Consider the following 26,156-nt stretch of genomic DNA (forward strand, 5'->3'; position numbering starts at 1 on the left):
CCGCGGTTTTCGGCACGGCACCGCCCATGCTTCAGATTCGTCTCTCCCGTCGCCATGTGCCGGGCGAAACTCCGTGGAGTGCGGTAAAGATAGGCGTCAGATGGCTCTGGTCGGCAAAACCGCAGGCAACCGCGATCTCGGCAATGGAAACGGTGCCGGCAGCATCTGCCACGCTTTCTCTGCCCGATATTCCACCAGCCGGCGGTCTTCCCGATCGAGCTGGCCCTGCCCGCAATCGATCCCGCCCATAGCGGAAGTCGAAAAGAAACGGCAGCCCTTTCGAGGCTGCCGTCCGCTCGCATCGCATCGGTTCCGGAAGATCAGGCGGCTTCCTGAAACGCCTGTTCCAGGGTGGCGACGTCGATCTTGATCATCTTCAGCATCGCCTCAGTCATCTTCTTGGCATTGCCCTTGCGCGTGCCGCTCATCATCTCTGCCAGCGCCTTGGGTACGATCTGCCAGGAAAGACCCCAGCGATCCCTGAGCCAGCCGCAATGTTCGGCTGTTCCGCCATTGGCGAGGAAGCCATCCCAGATGCGGTCGAGTTCCGCCTGATTTTCACAGACGACCTGCACCGAGAAGGCATGGTTGAACTGCTCGAACGGCCCGGCCTGCATGGCGATGAAATTCTGATTGCCGAGCGTGAACTCCACGATCTCGACGCTGCCGGGAGGGCCGCTTGGGGTTTCCGAGGGCACTGTCGTGATATCGCCGATCGAAGAATCGGGCACCAACGAGACATAGAATTCGACCGCTTCGCGAGCGCTTTCGGCAAACCAGAGAAATGAAATGACCTTGACCATGAACTGTCCTCCTTGAGCTGTTGGTCACTATGGCCCTAGGACGCAGGGGCCTGGCCTCTCCCGACAGGGCGTCGCAATTTTTCTCGAATGACGATTTTGAATGTCTCGGGGCCTTCCGCAAAGCTCCGCAGCCGAGACCAATTTTCCCGAAGCGGGTCAGAACCGACAATCGGATTTGCCGTTTGCCAAGGAGGTTCGCCGTCAATTCGCAGCCTCGCCGTTGCGGTGAAGCGACGCCGACCGACGCCAGTCAGCGTCTTTGGCGACGGCCCGGCAGCCCATTTCACGGCCCCACGACCAAGGCCCGCTGAATGTCCAGATATCTCGAAGTCCTGACACCGCGGGACAGACGGTTGAAAACGACGTCCCACCGGGCATGCCCGACTGGTCGCCGGTGCGCAGCTTCTAGGGATACGCCGCCTGGGGGAGAACCCGAAGGAGCGGGCAAGAATGCCTCGGCCTCGTCGGCGGCTTCCTGCTCGTCGCCTGGCTCGATCTCAGGGAAAAGGCATAGGCAACCTACACCAAAGGATCGCTTACACGGCCATTCGAAACATGTTTCCTGATCGCGTCACACACCACGGTGCAGAAAATTGCGCCACCAGGCGAATACCTCCCAACCCCAAACATAGGACAGAGACGATGCCGACGATCACTACAAAGGATGGAACGACGATCTATTATCAGGATTGGGGCAACGGCCAGCCGATCCTCTTCTCCCATGGCTGGCCGCTGTCGGGCGATGCCTGGGAAGTGCAGATGCTTTATTTCGCCCAGCAGGGCTACCGTGTCATCGCCCATGACCGCCGCGGCCATGGCCGCTCCTCTCAGCCGTGGAACGGCAACAATATGGATCAGTATGCCGATGACCTCGCCGAGCTCATCGAGAAGCTCGATCTGAAGAACGTCGTCATGATCGGCCATTCCACCGGTGGCGGCGAAGTAGCCCATTATATCGGCCGCCATGGCACCAGCCGCGTCGCCAAGGTCGTACTCGTCGGCGCCGTTCCGCCGCTGATGCTGAAGACATCAGCCAATCCCGAGGGCACACCGATCGAAGTCTTCGACGGCATCCGCAAGGGCACGGCAGGCGACCGTTCGCAGTTCTATCGCGATCTCACCATGGCTTTCTACGGCTTCAACCGCGATGGCGCCAAGGTCAATGAGGGCCTGCGCGAAACCTTCTGGCTGATGGGCATGGCCGGCGGCATCAAGGGCCATTACGACTGCATTCACGAATTCTCCGAGGTCGACTACAGCGAAGACCTCAAGAAAATCGATGTACCGACGCTCCTCATCCACGGCGACGACGACCAGATCGTGCCGATCAAAGCGGCTGCCGAGAAGGGCATCAAGCTCCTGAAGAACGGTACGCTGAAGGTCTATCCGGGCGCCCCGCATGGTCTCGCCCAGACTGAAGCCGACAAGTTCAACGCCGACGTTCTCGCCTTCATCAAGGCGTAATCCATAAAAGCGGCCGGCCAGGCCGAAGGAGATCATACATGCTTCCTCTATCGTTAGCCCTTGTTGCCCTTCTCGGTCTGGCCGGCTCTCCGGCCTTTGCCGCCTCGCCGCAATTTGGTGTCGGCGCGCAATATGATACGACCCATGTCTATGTCGCCCCTGATGACGTGGACGCCTTCGTCAAAAGCTTCCTCGCCACCTTCGGCGGCACTAGCACCAAGCAGGTAACGGCAACGGTGACGCCGACGCCGAGCAGCACCACGTCGCAGCTCCTGCAGACATCGGTTGGCACCGTCTCGCTCTTCGGCTTCAAGACGCCGATCCCCTACCCGTTTGGCGCCGAACGCACCGGCTACCTCGTTACCGATCTCGACAAGGCCGTAGCCGCCGCCAAGGCTGCCGGCGCCGATGTGATCGTCTCAGCCTTCCCAGACCCGATTGGCCGAGATGCCGTTATCCAGTGGCCGGGCGGCGTCAACATGCAGCTCTACTGGCACACGACCACGCCAAATTATCCGGCCTTCACGACAGTCCCCGAAAACCGGGTCTACGTGTCGGCTGATCGCGCCGCGGCTTTCACCCACGCCTTCCTTGCCTTCTCGCACGGCAAAGTCGTTTCTGATGAAGAGAAGGCGCCGGGTATCGAGATCGGCCTTCCGGATCAGACCTTTCACCGCTTGCGCATCGAATCCGTCTTCGGCCGCATGACCGTACTCGTCACCGACGGCCATCTGCCCTTCCCCTACGGCCGCGAGGTGACCGGTTATGAGACGGCCGATCTTGATGCGACGCTCCAGAAAGCCAGGGAGAGCGGTGCTGAAATCCTCGTGGAGCCCTATCAGTCCGGCGAAAGCCGTGCAGCCATGGTGGAATTTCCGGGCGGCTATATTGCCGAAATCCACGCCGTCGCGGCACACTGACGAACGAATATACAGAGGGGGAATAGACCGATGCGCCCAGCCCTGCCCGTGCTTCTGAGCTTTACCGGTGGTTATGTCGATACAGCAGGCTTCCTGGCACTTGGAGGTCTCTTTCCCGCCCATGTCACCGGCAACTTCGTCACCCTCGGCGCAGCGCTGACCCACGGCACGTCGGGCATCATTGCCAAGCTTCTGGCGCTGCCCGTCTTCTGCCTGACGATCCTCCTGCTGCGATACCTGACCTACAAGGTACTCGCCGGTGACGAGAAGGGCTTGCGCATCCTGCTCGTCATCAAGCTATTATTCCTGATCGCTGGCGGCGCCTGCGCCATCTGGCTTTCGCCCTTCACCAATCCGGATGGCCTGCCGTTGGTCGGAACCGGCATGCTGCTCGTCATCGCCATGGCGGTCCAGAACGCCGCTCACCGCATCCATCTCGGCGCGTCACCGCCGAGCACGCTGATGACCGGCACGACGACGCAGATCATGATCGATCTCGGCGATCTCGCCCATGGCATGTCAGGAGATCAGGCAAGGACAGTGAAAGGCCGCCTGTCGCGCATGCCAATTGCAGTGGCCGCCTTCGCGCTCGGCTGCGGCCTGGCCGCCCTGCTCTTTGCTACCGTCGGCATCTGGTGCCTGGCGCTACCGCCGCTCTTTGCCCTGGTGTCGGTCTGCCTGGCCTTTGCCGGGCCGAAGGCTGCCTGAGAACAGCCCTTAGCCGCTGATGCCGTTGCCGGCGGCCCCAGCCTCAGCCTCGGCAATGCGCAGTCGCAGCGTCGCCTTGCGTGCCCGAATTTCAAGCGAAATGAGTTCGGAAACCGATCCATTACGGCGCAGCAAAGCGATCGTGCTCAACACGGGAGACACAATGGCGGCGAGGACGGTTCCGAGGCCTTCACCACTGTCCGGCAAACCATTCGCCGCGATCAGCGCGACAACAGCGATCAGCAGGATCAGATTGGCAAGAATGGCGATGACGTGCATATGACTCTCCCGATGCTGGCGCGAGACCTTAGTTGAGGCCCAGCAGGACCACAACTCGTGCGCAGACTTCCCAATCGGGCAACCAAGCCTGCTGAGGATAGCGCAGCCGCTGGGAATGAAAGCAGAACATCTTTTCTGGTCTTTCCTTCCCGAATCACTACATTACGCGCCATGAACAACAGTTTCGACGATATGCCCTTCTTCGACGAGGAACCGGGCGATGCGCCGCGCAAGCCGCAACAGCCTGCCGCGCCTGCTGCAAGAGCACCCACTGCCGGCGGCGGCATTGCCGCCCGCGCCATGGCGGCTCGTGACGGCGGCCGCCCCGACTATCTTGGCGGACTCAACCCGGAACAGCGTGAGGCGGTCGAAACGCTAGAAGGCCCGGTCCTGGTGCTCGCCGGCGCCGGCACCGGCAAGACGCGCGTGCTCACCACCCGCATCGCCCATATCCTGTCTACCGGCCGCGCCTTCCCCTCGCAGATCCTCGCCGTGACCTTCACCAACAAGGCCGCCCGCGAGATGAAGGAGCGCATCGCGCTTCTCGTCGGCGGCGCCGTCGAAGGCATGCCCTGGCTCGGCACCTTCCACTCGATCGGCGTCAAGCTTCTGCGCCGCCATGCCGAGCTCGTCGGCCTGCGCTCGGATTTCACTATCCTCGACACCGACGATGTGGTCCGCCTCATCAAGCAGCTGATCCAGGCCGAAGGCCTCGACGACAAGCGCTGGCCGGCCAAACAGTTCGCCGGCATGATCGATACCTGGAAGAACAAGGGCCTCGGCCCTGCCGATATTCCGGAAGGTGACGCGCGCGCCTTCGCCAATGGCCGCGGCCGCGATCTCTACTTTGCTTACCAGAACCGCCTGTCGACGCTGAACGCCTGCGATTTCGGCGACCTGCTGATGCATCCGATCGCAATCTTCCGCAAGCAGCCGGATCTGCTTAAGGAATATCACCAGAGGTTCCGCTACATCCTCGTCGACGAATATCAGGACACCAACACCGCCCAATATATGTGGCTGCGGCTCCTCGCCCAGCGGCCGAAGGGCGAGCCACAGAATGTCTGCTGCGTCGGCGACGACGACCAGTCGATCTATGGCTGGCGCGGCGCCGAAGTGGATAACATCCTCCGTTTCGAGAAGGATTTCCCAGGCGCCAAAGTCATCAAGCTCGAGCGCAACTACCGCTCGACGGCCCATATCCTCGGCGCTGCCGCCCACCTGATCACCCATAATGAAGGCCGCCTCGGCAAGACGCTCTTCACCGATCGCTCCGATCCTGACGATGTCAAGGTGCAGGTGCATGCCTCATGGGATTCCGAGGAAGAGGCGCGCGCCATCGGTGAGGAAATCGAGCGCCTGCAGCGCGGCGATGCCGACGGCAAGAAGCATCTACTGAACGACATGGCGATCCTGGTCCGCGCCTCCTTCCAGATGCGCGAATTCGAAGACCGGTTCGTCACCCTCGGCCTGAACTACCGCGTCATCGGCGGCCCGCGCTTCTACGAGCGCCTCGAAATCCGCGATGCCATGGCCTATTTCCGCCTCGTCGCCCAGCCGGCAGACGACTTGGCTTTCGAGCGCATCATCAACACCCCGAAGCGCGGCCTCGGCGATACGACGGTGCGCGCGCTCCACGATTATGCCCGTGCCCGCGATATCCCGATGCTGGCTGCCGCTGCCGACATGATCGAGACGGACGAGCTGAAACCCAAGGCCCGCAAGGCCCTCTTCGACGTGATTCAATCTTTCCGCCGATGGCAGGAACTGCTTGAAAACACACCGCATACGGAGCTTGCCGAACAGATCCTCGAAGAGTCCGGCTATACCGACATGTGGAAGAACGACAAGACGGCGGAAGCGCCGGGCCGCCTTGAAAACCTCAAGGAACTCATCCGCTCCATGGAAAGCTTCGAATCCATGCGCGGCTTCCTGGAGCATGTCTCCCTTGTCATGGATGCCGAGCAGAACGAGGATCTCGACGCCGTCTCCATCATGACGCTGCATTCGGCCAAGGGCCTGGAATTCGACACCGTTTTCCTGCCCGGCTGGGAGGAAGGCCTCTTCCCGCATCAGCGCTCGCTCGATGAATCCGGCCGCGCCGGCCTCGAGGAAGAACGCCGCCTCGCCTATGTCGGCATCACCCGCGCCAAGCACCGTTGCCACATCTGGTTCGTCTCCAACCGCCGCATCCACGGCCTCTGGCAATCCACCATCCCCTCACGCTTCCTCGACGAACTGCCGGAAACCCATGTGGAAGTGGCCGAGATGGAGCAGAACTACGGTGGCTACGGCCGCGGCGGCGGTTACGGCCAGTCGCGATTCGACAAGGCCGATCCCTTCGCCAATTCCTATTCGACGCCGGGCTGGAAACGCGCCCAGGCCAACAAGACCGACGCCACCCGCGACAACTGGGGCACGCGCTCCGGCCATGCCGTGGAACGCATCGGTTACGGCGAAAGCGGCCCGCGCGGCCGCACCATCGAGGGCGAACTGGTGGCGAAATCCACAGCCACCGAACCCTCACGCTTCGCCCTCGGCGACCGCGTCTTCCACATCAAATTCGGTAACGGCTCCATATCCGGCATCGAAGGCAACAAGCTGACGATCGATTTCGATCGCGCCGGCCAGAAGCGGGTGCTCGACGGATTTGTGGAGCGCGTCTGACCGCTCACCTTCCTTGGCGTGTAGTCGGGAATCACACGCGCAGCCGAACGCGCTTCTCCAGATGACAAAACGCCGCTTTGACCCGACTCGCAAATCAGCCTAGCCCGGTTATTGCCCGCCCATGAAAGGCAGGCTTCACAAGACCTTCAAAGGAGGTTCAAGTGACCAGTATTTCAGCCCTGGGCAGCACGCAGACCCAGTACCAAGCTCCTCTCAATCCTCTCGACAAGAACGGTGACGGCGTCGTCTCAGCGGACGAACTTGCGGCCGCTTCAAAGTCCTCGACGGCGACCAGTTCGTCCACCGGCGATGACGCTTCCTCCGGCTCCGATGTCGTCCAGAAGATCGCAGCCGATATTCTGGCGCTCATGCTCTCGCTTCAGAAGACGGACGACGACAGCAAGGCCGGCACCGATGACAATGGTGATGACTCCAAGGGTGCGCTCGCTGCCCTGGATGCGAATGGCGACGGCAAGTTGACCACATCGGAACTTCTTTCCGCCGACCCGCAGAAGATTGCCGCCGCCGGCGGTGATGATGAAGGCAGCGGCCTGATGGCCAAAGTCCTGACCGACATGCAGACTGCGCTTCGTGCATACCAGACGACTTACGGCAACTCGCCCGTTGCAAACGGCGAGAGCGATCAGACGGCCTGATGCAATGAGGCTCCGCCGGGGGAGCCTCGCTGATTGGGCAACCTCTGCCGGCGGCATCGTCTCTTCCGCGGCACGCCCCTCATCACAGGGCGCCGACTTTCCCATCGGCCTTTCGGGGCACGCGGATACCCTGTAAATGACCTGAAGCTTCAGGCATTCACCTCGGGCTTGACCCTATTTTCCGGCGAGACATCTGATGACGACCATACCGACCCTTCAAACCGAGCGCCTGATCCTGCGGGCTCCCGCAATGGCTGACTGGCCGGACTACCACGCGCTGATGATCTCCGACCGCGCCCTCTATATGGGGGGCCCGCATTCGACCAAGGCTGCTTGGGGCATGTTCTGCCACGATGTCGCGCTCTGGACGCTTGAGGGCCACGGCGCCCTGATGATGGAGGATCGCGCCACAGGACAATGCCTCGGTCAGGTCGGCATCAATCACGGTCCGCTGTTTCCCGAGAAGGAACTGGGCTGGCTCGTCTATCCGCAAGCCGAGGGCAAAGGTTATGCCTATGAAGCCGCCGTTGCCTTGCGGGACTGGGCCTTTGCAGTGTGTGGTCTGAAGACTCTGGTGAGCTATATCGCTCCACCCAATGTGAGATCGATCCGTCTTGCCGAACGGCTGGGCGCCGTGCCGGATGCAATGGCCGCACGCCAGGAGGGTGATGAGGACGACCTGGTCTTCAGGCATCCGGCTCCCTAGCGCATGCATAAATCCTAATATAAAACGCGAAATACTTGCTGCTTTCGCGTATTACGCGAGCAGCAGCAGAAAAATACGTTGATGCAGCCATTTGCCACTCTTGATACGAGAAATAGCACTTGCGCCTTGCCCCCCGGAAATCCACTAGTTGATTGTGCTGGCACCGGTCGGCGTTTTGCTGGGCGGTATGCGTAAGGGATAGCTTAATGAAGGCGTTGCTGCTGGTCGATATTCAGAATGGCTTCTGTCCCGGAGGCAACCTGCCGGTTCTGGATGGCCATGCAGTCGTTCCCGTTGCCAACAGCCTCATCGATAGTGGCAAATACGATCTCATCGTCGCCTCACAGGACTGGCACCCGGCGGACCACGGAAGCTTCGCCTCCTCCCATCCCGGAAAGAACCCTTTCGAGATAGGCGAGCTCTCCGGCAAACCGCAGATGCTGTGGCCGGACCACTGCGTACAGTATACGCGTGACGCCGAACTCCACCCGGAACTCCATTCGGCCCAGATCGACCTCATCCAGCAGAAGGGCGAAAACAGGAACGTCGACAGCTATTCCGCCTTCCGCGACAACGATCAGCATGCCCTGACCGGTCTTGCAGATTTCCTGGTGGAACAGGGCGTCACAGAACTCGATGTCTGCGGGCTGGCAACCGACTATTGTGTAAAATTCTCTGCGCTCGATGCGCTGGAACTGATTCCCGGCGTCAAGGTTCGCTTTGTCAAAGACGCGAGCCGCGGCATCACGCCCGAAGGTGTCGCTGCGGCCATCGACGAGATGCGCGCGAACGGCATAGACATCGTCAACAGCACCGATATTCTGGCCGCCTGATCAGTTGTTCCTCTCGCCTTCGCGCTCCAGGAGATAGATCTCCTCTCCGAAATCCTCCATCTTCTTAAGGAAGGCGGCGTGAGCATCTCTGAGCCCGCGATTATAGAAATAGGGTCCGATCTTCTCGGCGAAGAAGTCGAGCAGGAATTCGGCGGGCAGCACCCCGATCGGGTCGAGTTCGCGGTCAAAATAATGGCGGATGTGCGAAACGATCTCCGCCTTTTCCTCTTTCGTAAATTCGATCTTTTTCATTGTCTCCTCGCCTCGCCGGTAGCGCAAACCGGTAACGCTTCAGCAAAATCGATTGGTGAATCAAGGAAATTCAATTGCCGTAGCATGTGAGACACCATAGAGGGAAATTTCAATTCCAACAGGACCAATCCCATGAAACGCGCCGACTTTGTCGAAGGTTTGCGGGGCGGATTCGCCGTGGCACTCGCTTCTGCTCCCTTCGGAGCGCTGTTCGGCGCCCTTGCCGCCGAGCAGGGTATGTCGCTCACCGAACTCACCTTCATGAGCGCCACCGTCTATGCGGGCGCCAGCCAGATGGTCGGCATCGAACTCTTCGGCCATAATGTCCAGGCTTGGGTGATCGTGCTGTCGATCCTTGCCGTCAACTTCCGCCACGTGCTCTATTCGGCGGCGATCGCCCGTTACATCAGGCATTTCACGCCTGTACAGAAGTTCTTCACCTTCTTCCTTCTGGTCGATCCCCAATTTGCCGAGACCGTCAAGCGTGGCGAAGCAGGGCAGCCGGTTACCTTCACATGGTATCTCGGCTTCGGCATCGTCATCTATATCCCCTGGATCCTCGTCAGCCTCCTCGGCGGCATGGCCGGCTCCTTCATCGGTGATCCCAAAACGCTCGGCCTCGATATCCTGCTGCCGGCTTATTTCCTCGCCATCGTCCTCGGCTTCCGCAAGCGTGACAATTTTCTGGCCGTGGCACTGACGAGCGCTGTCGCCTCCGTCATCGCCTATCATTTCGTGGGCTCCCCCTGGCATGTGAGCCTGGGTGCTGCGGCCGGCATCCTGCTCGCTGCTCTGATGCCCTTGCCCGCTGAGGAGCCGGATCTCGAAGCCGACGCCCTCAACACCGAAAACCACGAGGTCTGAGATGGAATTCGATCTCCACATGGCTCTCGTGATCCTGGCTGCCGCAGCCGCGACCTTCGCGACCCGCATCGGCGGCTACATCATGATCACCCGCATGAAGCGCATCCCGCCGCGCATGGAAGCGGCCTTGAATGCCGTGCCGGCAGCCGTGCTGACGACGCTCGTCGCCCCCGCCTTCTTCATGGGCGGTTGGGATTCGAAACTGGCGCTCGCGGTCGCCCTCGTCATCGGCCTGCGCTTCTCGCACACTTGGATGCTGGTGGCCGCCTGGATCATCGTGATGATCTGGCGGCACACGATCGGTCTCTAAACCGAAGGCCGATATCCGGCCGCTCAGTATTCCAACGGCAGAGTCGCATTCTCCAGCCATGCCTTGACGTCACGGTCATGAATCAGCGGCATCAGCGCCTCGCGCGTTTGGCGGTGGTATTCGTTGAACCAGTGCAGCTCGTCATGCGTCAGCAGTTCAGGAATGACGATGTTGCGATCGATCGGGCAGAAGGTCAGCGTCTCGAAGCCGAGCATCGACATGTCGCCGCCATCGATGGCTTCCGCCTCCCGCACATAGATCAGGTTCTCGATGCGGATGCCGAAATGGCCCGGCCGATAGTAGCCCGGCTCGTTGGAGAGGATCATGCCCGGCAGCAGTTCCTGCGTCGAAAGCCGCGAGATGCGCTGCGGCCCTTCGTGAACAGAGAGATAGGAGCCGACGCCATGGCCCGTGCCATGCGCGAAATCAGCCCCTGCCCGCCATAGCGCGATACGCGCCAGCGGATCGAGGTCGCAGCCGCGCGTACCCTTCGGGAAACGCGCCGTGCTGATCTGGATCATGCCTTTCAGCACCAGCGTGAAGAAGCGTTTGTGTTCCTCGGAAACAATGCCGATACCGACCGTACGAGTGATATCGGTCGTGCCGTTGATATACTGCGCGCCGGAATCGATCAGGAAGAGTTCTCCCGGCTGGATATGCCGGTCGGTCGCCGTCGTCACCCGGTAATGCATGATGGCCGCATGTTCGCCGGCACCCGAAATCGTATCGAAGGAGATATCCTTCAGCGGGTTCTGCATGCTCTCGCCCATTTTCGCGCGAGCCGCCTCCAGCCGTTCGGCCGCGCCGATCTCGGTTATCGTCCCCGGCTTGCTTTGCGACAGCCAGTAAAGGAACTCCACCATGGCCGCACCATCCTGCAGGTGGGCTGCCGCCGAACCATTGATTTCAGTAGTGTTCTTCACCGCCCGCGGCAGCTTTGCCGGATCGGCGCCCTCGACCACTTCGCCGCCCGCCTTGCGGATGATCTCGGCAAGCGCATAGGACGCGATATCGGGATCGATGAGGATACGTCCGCCATCCTTGGCGACTGCAGCTAGCTTCTCATCGAGCAGCGAGGGCGCAAGCTGGACGGCGATCTGCGCGAGATAGGCTTCCGGCTCGATGCCGGTCTTGCGCTTGTCGAGGAAGATCTCCGCCTTGCCGTCGGCATGAATGATGGCGCGCGCCAGCGGATGTGGTGTATGCGGCACGTCGGCGCCGCGGATATTGAAGATCCAGGCGATGGAAGACGGGTCGGCGATCAACACCGCCTTGAGGTTCTTCTTACCGAGATCGGCTGCAATAGTCGCGATCTTGTCTTTGGCGAGGATACCCGCCTGGGCCACGTTCTGTATGGTGACCGCCCCAAGCGGTTCGGCCGGCCGGTCGGCCCACAGCTTGTCGAGCGGATTATGCGGCAGGAAAACAAGCGCGCCGCTGATCTCCGACAGCGCCTTTTCGAGCTTGCGAACGTCCGCACCCGAATGCAGCCACGGATCGATACCGAGCTTCAACCCTTTCTTGCCATGCGCCGGCAGCCAGACATGCGGCGGCTCGTTGACGAGATCACCGCCCGTGAAGACCGAGCCGTCCACCTGTTCAGCTAGCTGAGTGACATAGCGGCCATCGACATAGACGATCGCTTCCGTCCGGGTGATCAGCGCAATACCCGCCGAACCGGTGAAACCAGTCAGCCAGGAGAGCCGCTCTGCGCAGGCCGGCACATATTCGCCGTTGAACTCATCGGCGCGTGGCACGAGGAAAGCGTCGATGCCAAGCGCATCGAAACTGGCGCGCAGTGCGGAAACCCGTTCCCTGCCGAACTGCGGCGTGGAGGTGACTTCGAAAGACTGGAACATGCTGAAAACCCAAATGAATGAAACGAATCCGGTTAATTGGATAGCCGCCATGTTAGCGAATTTTCAATCATTGGGGAGAAAAAGCGACGCGAAGCGGCCGGAAAGGCCGGCCGCCCAATAATTTGGCAGAAATGTGTCTCGCTGTGGGAAACTGGCACGCTTCATGCATTGCACGCATGGCTGCAATGAAACAAACCCTCTGCCACCGCATGTCGGAATAGCTATATACGGCACATCGAACGGTTCACGACGAACCACCAACAAAGGATTTTTTGAAATGACCGCCTCGCTCTCGCGCTTCGCTTACAGCAGCCCGGTACAGGCTGGCGAACGCCAGACTGTGCGTCATATCATCGGCGCCCGCCGCCCGCAGCACGAGGATAGCCTCAAGATGCTTGCAGCAGGCCAGCGTTCCACGCGCCACAGGGGCGCATCGAGCTACGCATTCTGAGCTTAAAGCCTTTCCGATCCTCCTCCCTCCACCGGACAGGCCTATCGGAATGCAGTAGTGCCCGCTTGAGCATCCTCCTCCTTCGAGCTCGCGGGCAAGACCGGATTTAAATGCCGGTCCAAGGCGGTGCCACTGGCACCGCCTTTTTCTTGTTCGGAATTCCCTGAGATTACGGACGATCGAGATGGATCGTCACCCAGCCATTGCGCCATATCGTGCGCACGTGACGAAGCTTCGCGCCACTATAGGCGGCAATCACCTTCCAGCGCTGGCTGGCAAGGATGCCGGACAGGATCACCGATCCTCCGGGCGCCAGATTGGTGACGAGCTGCGGCGCCATTCTGATCAGCGGCCGCGCCAGAATATTGGCGATGATGAGGTCGAAAGGTCCATGCTCGGAAAAAGCGGTCGAATGGAAGCCGGGTGCGGTCACCATGCTGATGCCGCTGGCAATACCATTGCGGCGTACATTCTCGGCCGCGACACGGACAGCGATCGGGTCGATATCCGTTGCAAGCACTGGAATGTTGCGCAGCTTGCGCACCGCAATTGCCAATACGCCGCTGCCCGTGCCGAGATCGAGGGCATTGCGCACCTTCCGTGCCCGAAGCACCCTATCGATCACCTCCAGGCAGCCGGCCGTCGTTCCGTGATGGCCGGTGCCGAAAGCCTGGCCGGCATCGATCTCGATGGCGATATCGCCAATGCGGACCTTGTCGCGATCATGCGAGCCGTGCACAAGAAAGCGCCCTGCCCTTACGGGCCTCAACCCTTCCAGGGATTTTGAAACCCAGTCCACATCAGGGATGACCTCGCGCGACAAAGCGGCATCAGGAAATGCTTGGCTCAGCGCCGCCTCGACGCGAGAGCGCACATCCGCCTCGTCCTCCGCCATCATGTAGACAGAGGCTTCCCAGATATCTTTCTTTTCGTCGATCTCGGTGGTGCCGATGGCAAAATCTTCTTCGCCGAACACCTCGCCCAGAAGGTCGAGGATTTCCTCGGCCTGCTTCTCGGTCGTCGATACGTAAAGGCGGATTTCACTCACGATAAGCAATCTTTCCGGTTGCGCCGCCTGCGACCGGTTGCGATGCGTTCAGCTGCCGGTCATCCCTTGGCGACGAGATTCTCAAGCTTCTTTATCGCCGTATCAGGGTTTTCGCCATAGGAGATCGTTCCCGCAAAGCGCCCGGCCGAATCGAGCAGGAAAACCGAGGCCGTATGGTCCATCGTGTAATCTCCATTCGGATTGTTCTCGTCGACCGGCACCTTCTTGGCATAGACGCGGAAGCCCTTGATGACCTCGGCGATCTTGTCCGGCGGGCCGGAAATGCCGGTAATGCGCTTGGAAACGTTGGAGACGTACTCGTTCATGATTTCGGGCGTATCGCGCTCGGGATCGACCGTGACGAAATAAGCCTGCAGCTTGTTACCCTGTGGATCGACTTTCTCCATCCAGCCGCCGAGCTCGAAGAGTGTCGTCGGACAGACCTCCGGGCAATGCGTGAAGCCGAAGAACAAGGCCGTGGGCTTGCCGCGTAGGGCCTGCTCCGTGATCGGCTGGCCCGTCTGCGATACCAGCGTGAACGGCACGCCGAATGGTCCCTCGGCCACCACTTCCCTCGTCCGGCTCTGATCGAGCGTGAACCAGCCGAGCACGCCGGCAAGCAGCAGCACTGCGATCCAGACGGCGATACGGAAATTCTTCATTGCACGATCCTTTACCAGCGCGGATTCCCCGTCCGCCTCGCCCGTGTGATTATAGTCACCATCGCGAGCGCGCAATTCAAGAATGCGTTTTCTCACCCGTGATTATTTGGCCCGCCTTGATGAATGCCAAATGTGGGCGAACACCTTCAGAAAAAGCCGCACACAAACGAATTATCACGCCTTTCTAACGGCTTGCCCCGAACGCTTCCAAGCGACCCAAGGAAAGACATCGTTAGGAAAGGCTTAATTGCGGATATCTATATTTAGTAATGCATACAGTGCTTCGGCGCTGTTCCGACATGATGTCGGCCGGCATGAACCGGATCAGCATAAAAATCGAGGGAACTGAAAATCGCCTGGGGCGGAGGGTGGCTTTATGACAAATTCGACGGTTCGCAGAAACCTTTCGGTCGGCCAGCGGCTCTGGACGCTCGGCGGGGCTGCTCTCATCGGTTTCGGCTCGATGCTCGGAATCGGTTGGTATGAGAACATGCAGGTCGATACCGGTCTGCGCCGCGCCAGCGAGATCCAGCAGAGCATCGACAGCATCAACGATATGCGCGTCGCCGGCCTGACGCTGGTTCTCGCCGCCATGGACACGATCGTCGACAAGGACGAGAAGACTATCCAGCCCGACCGCCTGAAAGTCGTCGCCGATTCGCTCGCAACCCTCTCCGGCGGCTCGAGGGAAATGGGCATCATCGCTGAGGAGCTGAAGGCCGGCGATCTGCTGAAAAGCTACGATTCGGATGTCGGCGCGCTTCGCCAGGCCATCCAGGTGGACCTCAAGGCGCTCGTCGAACAGGGCGCGTCCGATGCCGAATTCGACAAGATCGACGATCGTATCGACGCTGATGGCGAAAAGCTCGCCGCCACCCTCGACAAGTTCGCCAGTGAAGGGACCGTCGTAGCCCGCCAGCGCGTCGAAAGCGCCGATGAGACCTCTCGCAACTCTCTGATTATCCAGATCGCGCTTGGCGTCATCGCCATTCTCACCATGGCCGCGCTGCAATATATCCATGGCGGCTCCATCCGCCGCGGCATCGTCACCGTGCGCGAAAGCATGCTGCGCATCTTGAACGGCGACCTGACAAGTGACGTCGCCGGCAAAGAACGCGGTGACGAGATCGGCGAAATGGCTCGCGCCGCCGAAAGCTTCCGTCTTGCCGCCATCGAAAAGATCGATTTGGAAACACGCACCGCTGCCGACCGCCAGCGTAGCGATGCCGAGCGCCGCGAGCGCGAATCTGCCAAGCTCGCCGACGCAGAGGCGTTGAGCGCCGCCGTCACGGCTCTCGGACAGGGCCTCACCCGCCTTGCAACCGGCGATCTGACCGCAAGCATCGACCAGCCTTTCCGAGACGAGCTCGAACGGCTGCGTCAGGATTTCAACCAGACAGCCATGCGCCTGCGTCAAGCGATGGGCGATATTGCCCTGAACAGCTCGTCCATCCAGGCAAACAGCCGCCAGATGCGCGCCGCCGCCGACGATCTCGCCAAGCGTACCGAGCAGCAGGCAGCCTCGCTGGAAGAGACGTCAGCAGCCTTGGACGAGATTACCGCCACCGTACGAAACGCCACCAGCCGCGCCGAGGAAGTCGGCAACATGGTCGCCCATACACGCCAGAATACTGAGAAATCCGATGCCATCGTCGGCGATGCGATGGCTGCAATGGAGCGAATCGAAGGCGCCTCTCGCGAGATCGGTACCATCATCAACGTCATCGACGAAATCGCTTTCCAGACGAATCTGCTCGCACTCAACGCCGGCGTCGAAGCGGCGCGGGCCGGCGAAGCCGGCAAGGGTTTTGCGGTCGTGGCGCAGGAAGTGCGCGAACTTGCCGGCCGCGCGGCCGGAGCAGCCAAGGATATCAAGGCCTTGATCAGCAAATCCGGTGCCGAGGTGAAAACCGGCGGCGAACTGGTGACGGCTGCGGGCGAGGCTTTGCGCCAGATCGGCGAAGATGTTCTGCGTATCGACGGCCATGTTAAATCAATCGTAACGTCTGCGCGCGAACAATCAGTCGGACTGAACGAGATCAATACATCAATCAGCCAGATGGATCAGGTGACGCAGAAGAATGCGGCCATGGTGGAAGAAACGAACGCCGCCAGCCACACTCTCGCAACCGATGCGGAAAACCTGACGCAGCTGGTTCGGCAGTTCAATATCGGCGAGGGCATGAGCGCCCGTCAAACGCCGCGAGAAGCCTCCGCAGCCTCGCATCCGAAACCCTCACCCGCACGCAGCCTCATCGGCAAGGTCGCGGGCGCATTCACGGGCGGCGGCGCCGCCAAGACACTCGCCTCCTCTCCGGCCGGAGACAACTGGGAAGAATTTTGACCATGAGCAACGCCATCAAACAGTCGGGCGCCTATCTCGAAATCGTCTCGTTCCACCTGGGAGACCAGGAGTTCTGCATCGATATCATGGCGATCCGCGAAATCCGCGGCTGGGCGCCGGTCACTCCGATGCCGCACACCCCGCCCTACGTCCTCGGCCTCATCAACCTGCGCGGCGCGGTGATCCCCGTCATCGACATGGCTTGCCGTCTCGGCATGAAGATGACGGAGCCGTCGGAGCGCTCTGCCATCATCGTCACCGACATCGCCGGCAAGCTGGTCGGCCTGCTGGTCGAACAGGTTTCCGATATGATGACCATCAAGAGCGAAGACCTGCAGCCGCCGCCGGAAATCATCCCGGAAGCCCAGCGCGCCTTCTGCCGCGGCATCGTTGCACTGGAAAAGACCATGGTCTGCTTCCTCAACCTCGACACCGTCATCGCCGACGAACTGGCCCGCGAAGCTGCCTGAGAACCGTTGATCTGAGATACCAGACCGCCCCGGCGCAGCGCTGCGGGCGGTCTTTGTTTTCCACGATCTCGGCGCATCGTATACGGCCACCGAGTGACTTCCAATTTTCGCGACAGAGACTACTTTGGCCATCGAAACCGTAACCCCGACGGGAAATTTTCGTGGACATCAGGCCCTATAGGATAAGTATCCGCGACGAGCAGATCGACGATCTCCGCCGGCGCTTGCGCGCGACGCGATGGCCTGTAGCGCTCGACCCCGATAGCTGGGAGGACGGAACGAGCCTGGCTTTCCTTCAGGAGCTTCACGCCTATTGGAAAGACCATTTCGACTGGCGCGCGCAGGAGGCGCACCTCAACACGCTTCCCCATTTCATTGCCGAGATCGACGATCTGTCGATCCATTTCATTCATCAGACCGGCAGCGGGCCCTCGCCGCTGCCGCTCGTCATCACCCATGGCTGGCCGGGCTCCTTCTTCGAAATGGAAAGAATCATCCCGATGCTGGCGGATCCCGGCGCCCACGGTGCCGATCCGGCGGATGCATTCCATGTGGTCGTACCATCCCTGCCGGGTTACGGCTTCTCGCAGGCCCCGGGATCAATCGGGATAGGTCCCTATGAAATATCGGGCCTGTGGCTGAAACTGATGCAGGGCTTGGGATATGAAAACTTCTGCCTGCAGGGCGGCGATATCGGCGCGGCCGTCTCCAGCTGGCTCGCCTACAGGTTTCCGGAGAATACCACAGCCCTGCATCTGAACTATATTCCGGGAAGCTTCCGACCGCCGCTTGGCCCGGGGCAGCCGCCCGTCTCCGCCGAGGAACAGGCCTTTCTCGACCGCGCCGCGCAATGGGCCGACAGGGAGGGCGCCTACGCCCACATGCACGGAACGAAACCGCAGACGCTCGCCTATGCGCTGACGGATTCACCCGTTGGTCTCGCTGCCTGGATCGGCGAGAAATTCAGCGCATGGAGCGATGGCGACATCAGGACGACATACTCCTTGGACATCCTGCTGACCGAAATTTCGATCTATTGGTTCAGCGGCACCCTGCATTCATCGCTGAGACTCTACAAGGAGAGCCGAAACCGGCCGATGCATTTCAAGGCGAACGAACGCATACTGCCGCCGCTGGGCCTTGCGCATTTCGCGAAGGAACTGCCCCTGCCGCCGCGCTCCTGGGTCGAACGCGTCTATAATGTCAGACGATGGAGCGAATTGCCGAACGGGGGCCATTTTGCCGCCATGGAGCAGCCAGAACTTTTGGCCGAGGATATCCGAGCCTATTTCCGCCCGTTCAGAACAGGCGGATGATCACTGCGGCTTGCCGTTCTTCCACACCACATCCTGCCCGTAGAGCGGAATGGTCGAAATTGACATCTTCGCCGAGCCATCCGTCACCTGCCGCGAATGGGCGAGATAGATCAGCGTATTGTTGGCCTTATCGTAGATCCGGTTGACGACAAGCGTCTTCCAGATCAGCGACATGCCCTGCCGGAACACTTCGCTGCCATCCTTGGACAGATCGATATTGCCGATCTCGATCGGCCCGGTCTGGCGGCAGGCGATGGAATTGTTGGACGGATCTTCGAACCAGTTGCCGTTCTTGAAGCGGTCGATCAGGCTGCGGTCGAAATAGGTGACATGGCAGGTCACCCCCTTCACCTCGGGGTCCGAGACCGCCTCGACGATGATGTCATTACCGATCCAGTCGACCCCGACCTTGCCGACGACTTCAGCTGAGGTCGCGCCCGCGGAGGCCGCGAGGAATATTGAGCCAAAGAAAAGATTGCGCAAAGCGGACATGACAACTCCCGTGTTGATCCGCAAGCTAAGATAAGAATGGCCTGAATCTTTACAAGAAAACGAAGGCCTCACGCCTTGCGGCAGGTGCAAGGCTCGTAGCCGCCAGCCGTTAGCCTGCCGGGTTTCATGCCAATGACAGCAGGAATGGCGGCAACCGTTGCCGCCTTCACCGCCCTTGCCATCTCGATTGCCGCCGCAGCACAAACGGCGGCATCTTCAGCCGCGTTGTGATGGGCAAAACGCAACCCGAGGTGCTCTGCAATCAGGTTCAGCCGATGCGACAGGAAATGCGGCCAGATGCGCTGCGCCATCTTCAGGCTGCAGAGATAGGTGAGCTCCGGATAGGACTGCCGGTAGAGATCGAGGCTCGCCCGCCAGACACTGAAATCGAAGGCGGCATTGTGGGCGATCATCGTCGCGCCGCTGAAATCCTCAAGGAACTCGTCCATGACCTCGGGGAATTCTGGTGAATCCTCGACGTGCTCGGGGCGAATGCCGTGGATGGCAATATTCATGCCGGAAAAGCGCATGTCCTTCGGGCGAATTAGGCGCTCCTCGACCCGCGTCACCTGCCCGTCCTCGATCCAGGCAAGGCCGACCGAGCAGGCGCTGCCGCGCTGTTCGTTGGCCGTTTCAAAATCGATGGCAATGGTTTTCACGGGGCAATATCCGAATCGTCTGGGCTTATCGGAATAAAGATAGCCGCATCCGAAGGCAAATTCTGACCCGTTGACATCTGCACGCGAATGGCGAAACTTCCATGCACGATCAACTCTGTGGCCCACACCCATCATCTTATCACCACGACCCTTGCAGGGTGCGCGGGAGCGATGGTGCGTCACTAGCAGCCGATCACCCCGAAAACCCTGCCGAGGAAAGCAGGGTTTCGGAAACTCCGCTCTCCTCTTTCACACCCAAGGAGAGCATGATGTCAGTCAATCTGGATACCCCACCCGAAAAGCCTTCTCTGAACGGCCTCAGCGTTCGCGCCCTGTGCGTGAGCGATGCTGAAGCCGTCACCGAATTGATGAACCTGCCGGGCTATCGCGCCGGCACGCTGCGCCCGCCCTTTCAAAGCATCGACGCGGTGCGCAAGCGCATGGAAAACCCCTCGCCCGATGCAATCAATCTCGTCGTCGAACTCGATGGCAAACTTGTTGCCAATGGCGGCATGAACCGCTTCGAAGGACGGCGCCAGCACGCCGCAAGTCTCGGCATGGGCGTCCACGACGATTTCACCGGCCGCGGCATCGGAACCTTCCTGATGGCCGCCATGCTGGATGCCGCCGACAACTGGCACGACATCAAGCGGATAGAGTTGACTGTCTACACGGACAACGACGCCGCCATTCGTCTCTACGAAAAATTCGGATTCGAAAAGGAAGGCCTGCTCAAGTCCTTCGGCTATCGCGCCGGACGATACATCGATGCCTATACGATGGCGCGGTTGCGGGCGTGAAACCTCTCCTCCGTCATGCTCGGGCTTGTCCCGAGCATCTGCTGCCGTTTTGTATGTTGATACGTGGGCAGATCCTCGGGACGAGCCCGAGGATGACTCCAAGTAAAAGGCCGGTCCCGTCAAAACGGAAACCGGACGTCCCGCGCCCGTCTACCTCATCCACCAATCAGCGCCAGCCACTCATCCTCATCCATCGTTTGGACGCCGAGTTCGCGAGCCTTGTCGAGCTTAGAGCCAGCACCGGGGCCGGCAACGACGATATCGGTCTTCTTGGAGACGGACCCTGCCACCTTGGCGCCGAGATTTTCGGCGCGTGCCTTAGCCTCTTCACGGGTGAACTTTTCCAGGGAGCCAGTGAAAACCACCGTCTTGCCAGCAACCGGGCTCCCTGTCGTGACCGGTTGCTCGGCCTCCTGCGGCGTCACTTCGTCGAGCAGGCGGCCGATGACCTCGATATTGCGCGGCTCCTTGTAGAATTCGACGATGGCCCGCGCCACGACCTCGCCAATGCCTTCGATGGTATTGAGATCGTTCCAGGCGTCACCGGAAAGCGTTGCCGCCTCCCTCATGGCCTCCGCAAAGGCTTCGTAAGTATTATAGGAGCGCGCCAGGAGCTTCGCCGTCGTCTCGCCCACATGGCGGATACCGAGCGCATAGATGAAGCGGTGAAGGGCGATGCTGCGTCGGTCATTGATTGCCGTATAAAGCTTGCCCACGCTGACCTTGCCGAAGCCGTCTATATTCTCCAGCTTGGTGATCGACTGCTGCTGACGCTTCTCCAGCGTGAAGATATCGGGCGCCGTGCGGATCTGCAGCGCCGGATCCTCGTTCTCGAAGAAGAAATCAATCTGCTTGGAGCCCAGCCCTTCGATATCGAAGGCATTGCGCGAGACGAAATGCTTCAACTCCTCCGTCGCTTGCGCACGGCAGATGAAACCACCAGTGCAACGGGTGACGGAATCGAGCTTGCCGGTCTTCTCGTGCCTTTCACGCACCGCATGCGAACCGCAGACCGGGCACACCTTCGGAAATTGATAGGGCTGCGCTCCGGCCGGGCGCTTTTCCATGACGACATCGAGCACCTGCGGGATCACGTCACCGGCGCGCTGCACGATGACCGTATCGCCGATGCGGATATCGTGCTCCTCCTCACGGATGCGCTCGCCGCTATTTCCGATGCCCTTGATATAATCCTCGTTGTGCAGCGTCGCATTGGTGACGACGACGCCGCCGACGGTGATCGGCGTCAGCCGCGCAACCGGCGTCAACGCGCCCGTGCGGCCGACCTGAATGTCGATATTCTCGACGGTGGTGAAAGCCTGTTCGGCCGGGAACTTGTGCGCCGTCGCCCAGCGCGGGCTGCGCGAGCGGAAGCCAAGGCGCTGCTGCAGTTCGAGGCTGTCGACCTTATAGACAACACCGTCGATATCGTAATCGAGGTCCGGTCGCTCGAGGCCGATCTCGCTGTAATGGGCAAGGATATCGTCAACCGAATTCAGTCGCTTCATCAGCGGATTGACCGGAAAGCCCCAGCCCTTGAAAGTCTCGACCATACCCATCTGGGTATCGGCAGGCATGTCCGACATCTCGCCCCAGGCATAAGCGAAGAATCTCAGCTTGCGGCTCGCCGTCACTTTCGCGTCGAGCTGGCGCAGCGACCCCGCAGCGGTATTGCGCGGATTGACGTAAGTCTGCTTGCCTTCAGCCTCCATCTGCGCGTTCAGCGCCATGAAGTCGCTCTTGGCCATGTAAACCTCGCCGCGCACTTCCACGACGGATGGAACGCCCTTCGGCAGCTGGTTCGGGATTTCCTTGATGGTGCGGATATTGGCCGTGACATTTTCGCCGGTCGTACCGTCGCCGCGCGTGGCAGCCGTCACCAGTTTGCCGTTCTCATAGCGGATCGACATCGAAAGCCCGTCGATCTTCGGCTCGGCGGTAAAGGCGATCGAATTGTCCGGCAGGCGGCCGAGGAAACGATAGACGCTGGCAACGAAATCGCGCACATCCTCTTGCGAGAACGTGTTGTCGAGCGACAGCATCGGCCGGGAATGGACGACCGGCGCGAACGTGTTGGACGGCTCGGCCCCGACACGGCGCGATGGGCTGTCCTCGCGGATGAGCTCCGGGAACCGCGCCTCGATCGCGTCATTGCGACGCTTCAGCGCGTCATAATCCGCATCCGAAATCTCCGGCTGATCCCTGCCGTGGTAGAGCGCATCATGATGCGCGATTTCCTTGGCCAGCCGCTCCAGTTCGGCAGCGGCATCTTCAAGGGTCAGGTCCTCAACAGCGACGGATTCGGTCGACATGCAGCTTCACTCCAGAGAATCTGCAATCGTTTTTAGAGCAAAATTCCGCGATTGAAATAGCGCCAGCGTTTTGAATTATGGCTGTGCGTTGCGCAGTCTGATGCCGCTGACATGCAATGTGCTGTCTCTCAGGGCCTTCAACGGCGTCAGGCTGTCAACGACACGGAGCTCGATGCCGCGGGGCGCAAATTCGCGATCGAGGCCGGACAGGACGGTGCGGCCAAGCGGCAGAACCGTCCTGCGCGACACCCACATCCCCGCATCCTGCAGATCTTCAAAACCGTCGATCGGCATGTCGTAACGATTGATCGCCTCGGCCCCCAGCCGCGCCAGCCAGCCGCGCTCGATATAGGCGGCACCCCGCCAGTCGCCGAGCAAGCGGCGATCTTCGTCTGACGTCTCGGGCGTCGCCCAGATCAGAATACGCGGACAATCGCGCGGAAAGAGGTACATGAAGTCGTTGTTTTCATCGATCGCCCAGACGAGCGGCCCGTTCAGCCATTCTCGCCCCGGCGGACGACCGGAGGCAATACGCGCCGGGCGCGGCTCGAAAACCGTAATGGCGGGATCGTCGCTGAAATGGAAAAGCGGCATGGATTGCAGCACCTCACCGATGAATGACGCCTGATAGCGCAGTGACCAAGCCTTGTTACCGGCGTGAATGCCTAGGCGTTCCCCGACAACAGACGCGCCGCAGCCGCCCTCGCCTCTTCCGTCACGGAGGCACCGGCAAGCATGCGGGCGATCTCTTCCGTGCGGTCCTTCTGGGCCATTGTGGCGACGCGCGTCGCGATCTTGTCGGTACCGTCGCCGGACGGCCCCTTTGAGATCAGGAGATGCGTGGCGGCCCGTGCCGCCACCTGCGGCGCATGGGTGACGGAGAGAACCTGCACGCGCTCGGAAAGCCGCTTCAGCCGCTGGCCGATCGCGTCCGCCACGGCGCCGCCGACACCGGTGTCGATTTCGTCGAAGACGAGCGTCGGCGCCGAACCGCGGTCGGCAAGCGCCACCTTCAGCGCCAGCAGGAAGCGCGAGAGCTCGCCGCCCGAGGCGACCTTCATGATCGAGCCTGGACGCGTGCCGGGATTGGTCTGGACGTGGAATTCGACGACATCGATGCCCTCGGCCGTCGCCTCCTCCGCATCGGTGGTGATCTCCACCATGAAGCGGGCGCGCTCGAGCTTCAGCGCCGGCAGTTCTGCCATCACAGCCTGCGCCAGCGCATCGCCGGCATGGTGACGCTTCTCCGAAAGCGAGCGCGCCGCCGCATCATAATTCGCCTTGGCGACCCCGACTTCCACTTCGAGCTTGGAAAGCCGCTCCTCGCCGGCATCGAGATCGGCAAGATCGCTGATCATCCGCACGGCAAGAGCGGGAAGCTCGGTGACGGGAACGGAATATTTGCGGGAGGCAGCGCGCAGCGCAAACAGCCGCTCCTCGACACGCTCCAGTTCCTTCGGATCATATTCCGTCTTGCGCAGTGCAGCCTCGACTTCCATCTGCGCGTTGGAAAGCTGGTCCAAAGCGGCGTCGAGCAGCGCTACGGTATCTTCCAGCAGGCCGGGCGCCTCATGGCTCTTGCGCTCCAGACGGCGCACCAGCGAAGCGATATGCGGCACGGGAGAGGCATTGCCGTTCAGGAACTCGGAAGCCTCGGCAATATCGCCGGCGATGCGCTCCGCCTTCATCATCTTCTGGCGCCGGTCGGCAAGCTCATCCTCTTCGCCATCGCGCGGCGAGAGCTTATCGAGCTCTTCGACGGAGGCGCGCAGATAGTCCGCCTCGCGGGCCGCCGCCTCGACCTTCTCGCGGTGCTTCTTCAAGGTGCGCTCGCTATCGCGCCACTGGCGGTAAAGCGCAGCTACGTCCTGCACGTCCTCGCTAATGCCGGCAAAGGCGTCCAGCAGCGTTCTGTGGGCGTTTGTATCGACGAGCGCACGGTCGTCGTGCTGACCGTGGATCTCGACCAGCATCTGGCCCGCCTGGCGCATCAGCTGCACGCTGACGGGCTGGTCATTCACATAGGCCTTGGTGCGCCCGTCTGAGGATTGCTGGCGGCGGAAGATCAGGTCGCCTTCGTCGTCGATGCCGTTCTCGCGCAGAAGCTTCCGGACACCGTGATCCATGCCGACATCGAAGACCGCTGTCACCTGACCCTTGTCCTCGCCATGACGCACGAGAGTGCCATCGCCGCGCCCGCCAAGGGCCAGCGAAAGACTGTCGAGCAGGATGGATTTGCCGGCACCCGTCTCACCCGTCAGCACGGAGAGGCCGGTCTCGAAGGCAAGATCCAGCCGCTCGATCAGAACGATATCGCGGATCGAAAGCTGGATCAGCATTGGCCTCAGGAACCGAGAAGGAGTTTCTTGCCCGCTGCAGCGATCCACGAACCCTTGTTTTCACGCGGCTCCGCGCCACCCGACTGCAGCAGCTTGTAAGAATCAGCATACCACTGGCTGTCGGGATAATTGTGACCGAGAACGGCAGCGGCAGTCTGCGCCTCTTCGACGACGCCCATCGCGTAATAGGCTTCGACGAGACGGGCGAGCGCCTCCTCGACCTGATTCGTGTTCGGATACTTTTCGACGACGATGCGGAAGCGCGAGATCGCGGCGAGATATTCCTTGCGCTCCATATAGTAGCGGCCGACCTGCATCTCCTTGCCGGCGAGCTGGTCGCGCGCAAAACGGATCTTGGCCTGCGCGTCATCGACGTACTCGGAGTCGGGATAATTGTCGACGACGGCCTGCATCGCCTCGATCGTCTTCTGCGCCGCGCGCTGGTCCTGCGTCACGTCGACGATCTGCTTGGAGTAGGTCAGACCCACCAGATACTGCACGTAAGCCGCATCCTTGGACTTCGGATACTGCGCCATATATTTGTTGCCCGATGCAAGCGCGTCGTCAAAGCGGCCCTGGCGGTACTTGACGAAGGTGCTCATCACGAGCGCTTTGCGCGCCCATTCCGAGAAAGGATTCTGCGCATCGATCGCATCGAACTTGCGCGCCGCCTCGGCCATGTTGCCGGCCTTCATGTTGGCAAGGCCTTGAGTGTAAAGCACATCAGGCGGATCGGTTTCGAGGCCGAGCTTGGTGATGTCGATATCAGGGTCCGACTGGCAGCCGGAAATCAAGGCGCCTGCGCTCAGCACCATCACGGATGCGAGCAAAGCGCGCGCTGTCTTCATCATCATGTCAGACCTTGCATAAGCCATTCGAAAGAATCCCACCGCCGCCGTCCACTCCACAGCAGCCACGCCTAGCTGGCGTTTCTAGCCACAA

General features: G+C 60.8%; 27 protein-coding genes. 14 read left to right on the plus strand and 13 right to left on the minus strand.

Annotated elements, in window-relative coordinates:
- Nucleotides 1–31 precede the first annotated feature (31 nt).
- Both FHT92_RS12000 and FHT92_RS12005 read right to left on the minus strand, forming a co-directional pair.
- Nucleotides 32–172, minus strand: a complete 141-nt coding sequence (locus tag FHT92_RS12000) for an AraC family transcriptional regulator (protein ID WP_246735249.1) — start codon at nucleotides 170–172, stop codon at nucleotides 32–34.
- 148 nt (nucleotides 173–320) lie between these two features.
- Nucleotides 321–803: a VOC family protein gene (locus FHT92_RS12005; protein ID WP_183825236.1), complete on the minus strand. Its 483-nt coding sequence runs from the start codon at nucleotides 801–803 to the stop codon at nucleotides 321–323.
- 642 nt (nucleotides 804–1,445) lie between these two features.
- Between FHT92_RS12005 and FHT92_RS12010 the strand changes: the two genes are divergently transcribed.
- Genes FHT92_RS12010 through FHT92_RS12020 form a run of 3 tightly spaced genes read left to right on the plus strand, consistent with a single transcriptional unit; the run spans nucleotide 1,446 to nucleotide 3,895 of the window.
- Nucleotides 1,446–2,267, plus strand: coding sequence for an alpha/beta fold hydrolase (locus tag FHT92_RS12010; RefSeq protein ID WP_183825239.1), 822 nt, complete (start codon nucleotides 1,446–1,448; stop codon nucleotides 2,265–2,267).
- Nucleotides 2,268–2,305: 38 nt separating this feature from the next.
- Nucleotides 2,306–3,187, plus strand: a complete 882-nt coding sequence (locus FHT92_RS12015) for a glyoxalase (protein WP_183825242.1) — start codon at nucleotides 2,306–2,308, stop codon at nucleotides 3,185–3,187.
- Between the two features lie 30 nt (nucleotides 3,188–3,217).
- Nucleotides 3,218–3,895 carry a YoaK family protein gene (locus FHT92_RS12020; RefSeq protein WP_183825245.1) on the plus strand — a complete coding sequence of 226 codons (678 nt, stop codon included), beginning with the start codon at nucleotides 3,218–3,220 and terminating at the stop codon, nucleotides 3,893–3,895.
- Nucleotides 3,896–3,904: 9 nt separating this feature from the next.
- On the opposite strand, the gene FHT92_RS12025 is transcribed toward FHT92_RS12020, so the two are convergent.
- A complete protein-coding gene (locus FHT92_RS12025) occupies nucleotides 3,905–4,174 on the minus strand; it encodes a hypothetical protein (protein ID WP_183825248.1) in 270 nt (89 codons plus the stop codon).
- Between the two features lie 171 nt (nucleotides 4,175–4,345).
- Between FHT92_RS12025 and FHT92_RS12030 the strand changes: the two genes are divergently transcribed.
- From FHT92_RS12030 to pncA, 4 genes are all read left to right on the plus strand, one after another.
- Entirely contained in the window at nucleotides 4,346–6,841 is a 2,496-nt protein-coding gene (locus FHT92_RS12030) for an ATP-dependent helicase (RefSeq protein ID WP_183825251.1), read from the plus strand.
- Between the two features lie 161 nt (nucleotides 6,842–7,002).
- Nucleotides 7,003–7,497, plus strand: coding sequence for a hypothetical protein (locus FHT92_RS12035; protein WP_183825254.1), 495 nt, complete (start codon nucleotides 7,003–7,005; stop codon nucleotides 7,495–7,497).
- A gap of 196 nt (nucleotides 7,498–7,693) precedes the next feature.
- Nucleotides 7,694–8,203 (plus strand): GNAT family N-acetyltransferase, encoded by a 510-nt coding sequence (locus tag FHT92_RS12040; protein WP_183825258.1) that lies wholly within the window; start codon nucleotides 7,694–7,696, stop codon nucleotides 8,201–8,203.
- A gap of 206 nt (nucleotides 8,204–8,409) precedes the next feature.
- Nucleotides 8,410–9,036, plus strand: a complete 627-nt coding sequence (gene pncA / locus FHT92_RS12045; RefSeq protein WP_183740660.1) for a bifunctional nicotinamidase/pyrazinamidase — start codon at nucleotides 8,410–8,412, stop codon at nucleotides 9,034–9,036.
- Here pncA and FHT92_RS12050 read toward each other — a convergent pair whose 3' ends face one another.
- Nucleotides 9,037–9,288 (minus strand): DUF2164 domain-containing protein, encoded by a 252-nt coding sequence (locus tag FHT92_RS12050; RefSeq protein WP_183740663.1) that lies wholly within the window; start codon nucleotides 9,286–9,288, stop codon nucleotides 9,037–9,039.
- A 132-nt stretch (nucleotides 9,289–9,420) separates the two neighbouring features.
- Here FHT92_RS12050 and FHT92_RS12055 point away from each other — a divergent pair, with 132 nt between their 5' ends.
- Together FHT92_RS12055 and FHT92_RS12060 are read left to right on the plus strand one after the other, a co-directional pair.
- A complete protein-coding gene (locus FHT92_RS12055; RefSeq protein ID WP_183825261.1) occupies nucleotides 9,421–10,152 on the plus strand; it encodes an AzlC family ABC transporter permease in 732 nt (243 codons plus the stop codon).
- Between the two features lies 1 nt (nucleotide 10,153).
- On the plus strand, nucleotides 10,154–10,462 hold the full coding sequence (locus FHT92_RS12060) for an AzlD family protein (RefSeq protein ID WP_183740668.1): 309 nt from the start codon (nucleotides 10,154–10,156) through the stop codon (nucleotides 10,460–10,462).
- A 23-nt stretch (nucleotides 10,463–10,485) separates the two neighbouring features.
- Here FHT92_RS12060 and FHT92_RS12065 read toward each other — a convergent pair whose 3' ends face one another.
- Nucleotides 10,486–12,321 (minus strand): aminopeptidase P family protein, encoded by a 1,836-nt coding sequence (locus FHT92_RS12065; protein WP_183825264.1) that lies wholly within the window; start codon nucleotides 12,319–12,321, stop codon nucleotides 10,486–10,488.
- 277 nt (nucleotides 12,322–12,598) lie between these two features.
- Between FHT92_RS12065 and FHT92_RS12070 the strand changes: the two genes are divergently transcribed.
- Nucleotides 12,599–12,772, plus strand: coding sequence for a hypothetical protein (locus FHT92_RS12070; RefSeq protein ID WP_183740674.1), 174 nt, complete (start codon nucleotides 12,599–12,601; stop codon nucleotides 12,770–12,772).
- Between the two features lie 169 nt (nucleotides 12,773–12,941).
- On the opposite strand, the gene FHT92_RS12075 is transcribed toward FHT92_RS12070, so the two are convergent.
- A complete protein-coding gene (locus FHT92_RS12075) occupies nucleotides 12,942–13,820 on the minus strand; it encodes a 50S ribosomal protein L11 methyltransferase (RefSeq protein ID WP_183740677.1) in 879 nt (292 codons plus the stop codon).
- Nucleotides 13,821–13,879: 59 nt separating this feature from the next.
- Nucleotides 13,880–14,482, minus strand: a complete 603-nt coding sequence (locus FHT92_RS12080) for an SCO family protein (protein WP_183825267.1) — start codon at nucleotides 14,480–14,482, stop codon at nucleotides 13,880–13,882.
- 376 nt (nucleotides 14,483–14,858) lie between these two features.
- Between FHT92_RS12080 and FHT92_RS12085 the strand changes: the two genes are divergently transcribed.
- The 3 genes from FHT92_RS12085 to FHT92_RS12095 all read left to right on the plus strand — a co-directional run bounded on the left by FHT92_RS12085 (nucleotide 14,859) and on the right by FHT92_RS12095 (nucleotide 18,612).
- A complete protein-coding gene (locus FHT92_RS12085; RefSeq protein ID WP_183740683.1) occupies nucleotides 14,859–16,826 on the plus strand; it encodes a methyl-accepting chemotaxis protein in 1,968 nt (655 codons plus the stop codon).
- A gap of 2 nt (nucleotides 16,827–16,828) precedes the next feature.
- On the plus strand, nucleotides 16,829–17,296 hold the full coding sequence (locus FHT92_RS12090; protein WP_112568976.1) for a chemotaxis protein CheW: 468 nt from the start codon (nucleotides 16,829–16,831) through the stop codon (nucleotides 17,294–17,296).
- A gap of 161 nt (nucleotides 17,297–17,457) precedes the next feature.
- Nucleotides 17,458–18,612: an epoxide hydrolase family protein gene (locus FHT92_RS12095; RefSeq protein WP_183825270.1), complete on the plus strand. Its 1,155-nt coding sequence runs from the start codon at nucleotides 17,458–17,460 to the stop codon at nucleotides 18,610–18,612.
- Here the strand turns inward: FHT92_RS12095 and FHT92_RS12100 are convergent, their stop codons facing one another.
- Nucleotides 18,613–19,104, minus strand: a complete 492-nt coding sequence (locus FHT92_RS12100) for a CreA family protein (RefSeq protein ID WP_183740688.1) — start codon at nucleotides 19,102–19,104, stop codon at nucleotides 18,613–18,615.
- A 68-nt stretch (nucleotides 19,105–19,172) separates the two neighbouring features.
- Complete coding sequence (locus FHT92_RS12105; RefSeq protein WP_183740691.1) at nucleotides 19,173–19,763, minus strand: 3'-5' exonuclease; 591 nt, start codon at nucleotides 19,761–19,763, stop codon at nucleotides 19,173–19,175.
- A gap of 269 nt (nucleotides 19,764–20,032) precedes the next feature.
- Between FHT92_RS12105 and FHT92_RS12110 the strand changes: the two genes are divergently transcribed.
- Nucleotides 20,033–20,563: a GNAT family N-acetyltransferase gene (locus FHT92_RS12110; protein ID WP_183825273.1), complete on the plus strand. Its 531-nt coding sequence runs from the start codon at nucleotides 20,033–20,035 to the stop codon at nucleotides 20,561–20,563.
- Nucleotides 20,564–20,718: 155 nt separating this feature from the next.
- On the opposite strand, the gene ligA is transcribed toward FHT92_RS12110, so the two are convergent.
- The 4 genes from ligA to FHT92_RS12130 form a co-directional block, all read right to left on the minus strand.
- The gene (ligA, locus tag FHT92_RS12115; RefSeq protein ID WP_183825276.1) at nucleotides 20,719–22,875 is read right to left on the minus strand and encodes an NAD-dependent DNA ligase LigA; all 2,157 of its coding nucleotides are present in this window, start codon (nucleotides 22,873–22,875) and stop codon (nucleotides 20,719–20,721) included.
- A 75-nt stretch (nucleotides 22,876–22,950) separates the two neighbouring features.
- On the minus strand, nucleotides 22,951–23,469 hold the full coding sequence (locus FHT92_RS12120) for a DUF6886 family protein (protein WP_183740714.1): 519 nt from the start codon (nucleotides 23,467–23,469) through the stop codon (nucleotides 22,951–22,953).
- A 71-nt stretch (nucleotides 23,470–23,540) separates the two neighbouring features.
- Nucleotides 23,541–25,214: a DNA repair protein RecN gene (gene recN, locus FHT92_RS12125; RefSeq protein WP_183825279.1), complete on the minus strand. Its 1,674-nt coding sequence runs from the start codon at nucleotides 25,212–25,214 to the stop codon at nucleotides 23,541–23,543.
- Between the two features lie 5 nt (nucleotides 25,215–25,219).
- Complete coding sequence (locus FHT92_RS12130) at nucleotides 25,220–26,089, minus strand: outer membrane protein assembly factor BamD (protein ID WP_183740720.1); 870 nt, start codon at nucleotides 26,087–26,089, stop codon at nucleotides 25,220–25,222.
- Nucleotides 26,090–26,156: the final 67 nt, after the last annotated feature.

Origin of the sequence: Rhizobium sp. BK377, assembly GCF_014193935.1 — a bacterium.
Classification (GTDB): Bacteria; Pseudomonadota; Alphaproteobacteria; order Rhizobiales; family Rhizobiaceae; genus Rhizobium.

Coding starts and splice junctions, on each gene's coding strand:
- FHT92_RS12005 (WP_183825236.1), bottom strand. CDS start 803: ATGGTCAAGGTCATTTCATTTCTCTGGTTTGCCGAAAGCGCTCGCGAA.
- FHT92_RS12010 (WP_183825239.1), top strand. CDS start 1,446: ATGCCGACGATCACTACAAAGGATGGAACGACGATCTATTATCAGGAT.
- FHT92_RS12015 (WP_183825242.1), top strand. CDS start 2,306: ATGCTTCCTCTATCGTTAGCCCTTGTTGCCCTTCTCGGTCTGGCCGGC.
- FHT92_RS12020 (WP_183825245.1), top strand. CDS start 3,218: ATGCGCCCAGCCCTGCCCGTGCTTCTGAGCTTTACCGGTGGTTATGTC.
- FHT92_RS12025 (WP_183825248.1), bottom strand. CDS start 4,174: ATGCACGTCATCGCCATTCTTGCCAATCTGATCCTGCTGATCGCTGTT.
- FHT92_RS12030 (WP_183825251.1), top strand. CDS start 4,346: ATGAACAACAGTTTCGACGATATGCCCTTCTTCGACGAGGAACCGGGC.
- FHT92_RS12040 (WP_183825258.1), top strand. CDS start 7,694: ATGACGACCATACCGACCCTTCAAACCGAGCGCCTGATCCTGCGGGCT.
- pncA (WP_183740660.1), top strand. CDS start 8,410: ATGAAGGCGTTGCTGCTGGTCGATATTCAGAATGGCTTCTGTCCCGGA.
- FHT92_RS12050 (WP_183740663.1), bottom strand. CDS start 9,288: ATGAAAAAGATCGAATTTACGAAAGAGGAAAAGGCGGAGATCGTTTCG.
- FHT92_RS12055 (WP_183825261.1), top strand. CDS start 9,421: ATGAAACGCGCCGACTTTGTCGAAGGTTTGCGGGGCGGATTCGCCGTG.
- FHT92_RS12060 (WP_183740668.1), top strand. CDS start 10,154: ATGGAATTCGATCTCCACATGGCTCTCGTGATCCTGGCTGCCGCAGCC.
- FHT92_RS12065 (WP_183825264.1), bottom strand. CDS start 12,321: ATGTTCCAGTCTTTCGAAGTCACCTCCACGCCGCAGTTCGGCAGGGAA.
- FHT92_RS12070 (WP_183740674.1), top strand. CDS start 12,599: ATGACCGCCTCGCTCTCGCGCTTCGCTTACAGCAGCCCGGTACAGGCT.
- FHT92_RS12080 (WP_183825267.1), bottom strand. CDS start 14,482: ATGAAGAATTTCCGTATCGCCGTCTGGATCGCAGTGCTGCTGCTTGCC.
- FHT92_RS12085 (WP_183740683.1), top strand. CDS start 14,859: ATGACAAATTCGACGGTTCGCAGAAACCTTTCGGTCGGCCAGCGGCTC.
- FHT92_RS12090 (WP_112568976.1), top strand. CDS start 16,829: ATGAGCAACGCCATCAAACAGTCGGGCGCCTATCTCGAAATCGTCTCG.
- FHT92_RS12100 (WP_183740688.1), bottom strand. CDS start 19,104: ATGTCCGCTTTGCGCAATCTTTTCTTTGGCTCAATATTCCTCGCGGCC.
- FHT92_RS12110 (WP_183825273.1), top strand. CDS start 20,033: ATGTCAGTCAATCTGGATACCCCACCCGAAAAGCCTTCTCTGAACGGC.
- ligA (WP_183825276.1), bottom strand. CDS start 22,875: ATGTCGACCGAATCCGTCGCTGTTGAGGACCTGACCCTTGAAGATGCC.
- FHT92_RS12120 (WP_183740714.1), bottom strand. CDS start 23,469: ATGCCGCTTTTCCATTTCAGCGACGATCCCGCCATTACGGTTTTCGAG.
- recN (WP_183825279.1), bottom strand. CDS start 25,214: ATGCTGATCCAGCTTTCGATCCGCGATATCGTTCTGATCGAGCGGCTG.
- FHT92_RS12130 (WP_183740720.1), bottom strand. CDS start 26,089: ATGGCTTATGCAAGGTCTGACATGATGATGAAGACAGCGCGCGCTTTG.